This is a genomic window from Candidatus Methylacidiphilales bacterium (assembly GCA_025056655.1).
Lineage (GTDB): Bacteria > Verrucomicrobiota > Verrucomicrobiia > Methylacidiphilales > JANWVL01 > JANWVL01.
The window spans coordinates 1-2,771 of sequence record JANWVL010000107.1 but is presented as its reverse complement, the minus strand read 5'-3'; the positions used below and the strand labels follow the sequence as shown (position 1 = coordinate 2,771).

Below are 2,771 nucleotides of genomic sequence, written 5' to 3'. Positions count from 1 at the left end.
CTCCCCAGCGATCCAAAATCTCGATGTCCTTACGCTGCTTCACCTGCTCCTCCAGCTCGCTGACAGTCGGACAATTAAAGAGCATAAAGATTTCTCGCTCCTTCTCTCTCAGAGACTCGTAGAGCCGTTCCATCATCCCGTCAAATACTGACCCATGAAAAGGATTATTCAAAAACACCACGTTTACATCCGTCGGCACTTTATACTTCGTCGCATCTTCGCAGATAAACTCTACATTCTGGCATTTCAGTCTTCTCTGCGCCTTCGCGAGATTGGCTTTTGCTCCCTCAATTAAAAATGCCGTTAAATCCACCCCAATCACCCGCTTAAACGGAAACAAAGCCGCCACAAACACAGCCCTTCCCAAGCCACATCCATAGTCGATCCAGCAGGAGGAATCTAAACTACCGATATTTTTAGCAATCTTTCTTAATGCAGCTATCAACGATAAGTAATCGATAGGTCCATATTCACTACATTCACTTTTTTGATTGGAATCATGATACAACTCATCTTTTGAATAATTATGCTGCGTTTCTATTTCTAACCAATACTCAAACCAACGTGTGCTTAATCGTTTTATGAAGAAACGAAACAGTTCTATCACTCCCTGCCTGTGAATTATATTCACATAAGTTAGTAGCCGGTTTTTCATTAACATAGACACATTAGAGCAACCCAACGATTGTCAAATTTATTTTACCGTAAAATCTTGGTATTTTAATTTTCTAGATGTAACTTGAGTATATTAATCAACATTCCTATGCCTCTATTTTCTGTGATTATACCTACCTACAATCGGGAGTTATTTTTAAAGGAAACCTTACAATCGGTATTCAGACAAACATTTCCAGATTTTGAAGTGATCGTGGTGGATGATGGTTCAACTGACAACACTTGGACCTATCTCCAGAACCTCAAACACAAAATCATCTTTCTGAGGCAAAAAAATAAGGGACCCGGTGCAGCACGTAATCTAGGAGCTTTACATGCTAGCGGTAAATATTTAGCGTTTCTCGACTCAGACGATTTGTGGTTCCCTTACACCCTAGAAAAACTTTATCCTTTACTCAATTTGCCAGAAAAAATATCCTTAGTTCACTTACCAGTTGAACATTTTGATAGAAATGAAATGTTTCATGAATTTGAATCAAATTATCCAACCATTTATGAAAAGTATAAATGCTTTATAGATGCAGTGCCAAAAATAATTCAAATCGGATCCGGTCATTTAGTAGTGTGTCGAAACACATTCATATATCATGGGGGGTTTGTAGAAAACATTAACTGCGCAGAGGATCACGACTTGGTTTTGCGGTTATCTTTGGAAACTGGTTTTATACGAATTAAATCACCACCTTTTGTTGCTTGTAGAATACATGAACAAAAACAAACTCGCTCATCAAAAAACTTAGCCAATGGTATACTTTTCATCATAGATAGAGAAAAAAAGGGTTTATACCCAGGAGGCAAGTTACATCAAAAACAGAGAAGACATATAATCACTACTCATGCAAGAGCAGCTTCCTTAATGTGTTTAAGAAATTTAGATCTAATTCCTAGTTTACACATTTATTTTAAAACCTTTTTTTGGCAAGCTAGGCATCTACGCTACAGGTATTTATTTGGATACGTCTTGTATTTCCTATTATGTTTTTTAAGATTAATCTCGATACATATTAAAAAATTATTTTTAAAGTTTTTTGTAAAAAATGATAGCTAATAGCGTATGCGTTCACTATCTTATTTCACCAGCCATAAATTTTTAATGAGGATACAGCATTTTATAGAAAGAAAAGAATGGGAAATTCATTGGGGCCGTATTCAAATGCGAAATAATGCTCGTAAACTGTTAAGTGCCTTGTGCAATTCTCAAAGCAAGGATGCCAGGCTTTGCTTGCCAATACATTTTTTAACAGGGAAAAAGTATTGGTATCAAACTTTATTTTGCATTTTTTCCCTTCAAAATCATATCACAAGACCAATCAAACCAATTATTTACGATGACGGAACATTTGACCATAACTTATTGCAACTGTTCAATGATGTTCTTCCTTTGGTTGTGTTCAAGGCATACTCAGAATTATTCTCAGATTTCGAATCTAATTTACCTCCCAATCGCTATCCTACCCTTCACCTTTGTTGGCATCACTATCCTCACATTCGTAAGCTAATATGTCCCCATCTTGGTTCTCAAGGATGGAAGCTCATGATTGATTCCGATATTCTATTTTATCGAAAACCATCCTTGCTGATTGAACAAATAGATAATCCCAAAGTGTGCCTTTTTGGAATGGATTCCTCAAATTACTATGGCTATCCTATATCAACTTTAGAAAAAATAGCGCAAAACTCTATTCCTAATCAAATTAATGTCGGAATATGCGGCATAAACAGTTCAGATTTGGACTGGGATTTTATAGAATATGCAATCAAGCAATTATATGCAACACATGGGCATTCTTATTATTTAGAGCAAGCACTAATCGCTATCCACGCTGCCAGATATCCTTATCGTCTAGCTCCGGCAAATGAATATGTTACAAATCCTTCCCTACCAGAAGCAATAAACTGCACCGCCATCTGTCACCATTACACTTCTGAATCAAAGATCTATTATTTTAAATATAACTGGAAAAAGGTTTTAAATTTTAACCGCGCTTAGTATTTGTCTATGCTGAATTTATTCGATATTAAATCTAAGTTATTTAGATTTCTATATCGATCATACTTAAAGATACAGGGTGCAAAATTAGCTTCCGATATTCAAT

At 36.0% G+C, this 2,771-nt stretch carries 3 protein-coding genes; 2 read left to right on the top strand and 1 reads right to left on the bottom strand.

The window, feature by feature from the left end; all coding sequences use genetic code 11:
• Nucleotides 1–631, bottom strand: a 631-nt coding sequence (locus NZM04_06680; GenBank protein MCS7063712.1) for a class I SAM-dependent methyltransferase, incomplete at its 3' end; no start/stop codon positions are given.
• Nucleotides 632–763: 132 nt separating this feature from the next.
• Between NZM04_06680 and NZM04_06675 the strand changes: the two genes are divergently transcribed.
• Together NZM04_06675 and NZM04_06670 are read left to right on the top strand one after the other, a co-directional pair.
• Nucleotides 764–1,723, top strand: coding sequence for a glycosyltransferase (locus NZM04_06675; GenBank protein ID MCS7063711.1), 960 nt, complete (start codon nucleotides 764–766; stop codon nucleotides 1,721–1,723).
• Between the two features lie 6 nt (nucleotides 1,724–1,729).
• Nucleotides 1,730–2,665, top strand: coding sequence for a hypothetical protein (locus tag NZM04_06670; protein ID MCS7063710.1), 936 nt, complete (start codon nucleotides 1,730–1,732; stop codon nucleotides 2,663–2,665).
• Nucleotides 2,666–2,771 lie beyond the last annotated feature (106 nt).

Bases quoted from the DNA above. Each gene is read 5' to 3' on its own strand.
- NZM04_06675 (MCS7063711.1), top strand. From the start codon at position 764: ATGCCTCTATTTTCTGTGATTATACCTACCTACAATCGGGAGTTATTT.
- NZM04_06670 (MCS7063710.1), top strand. From the start codon at position 1,730: ATGCGTTCACTATCTTATTTCACCAGCCATAAATTTTTAATGAGGATA.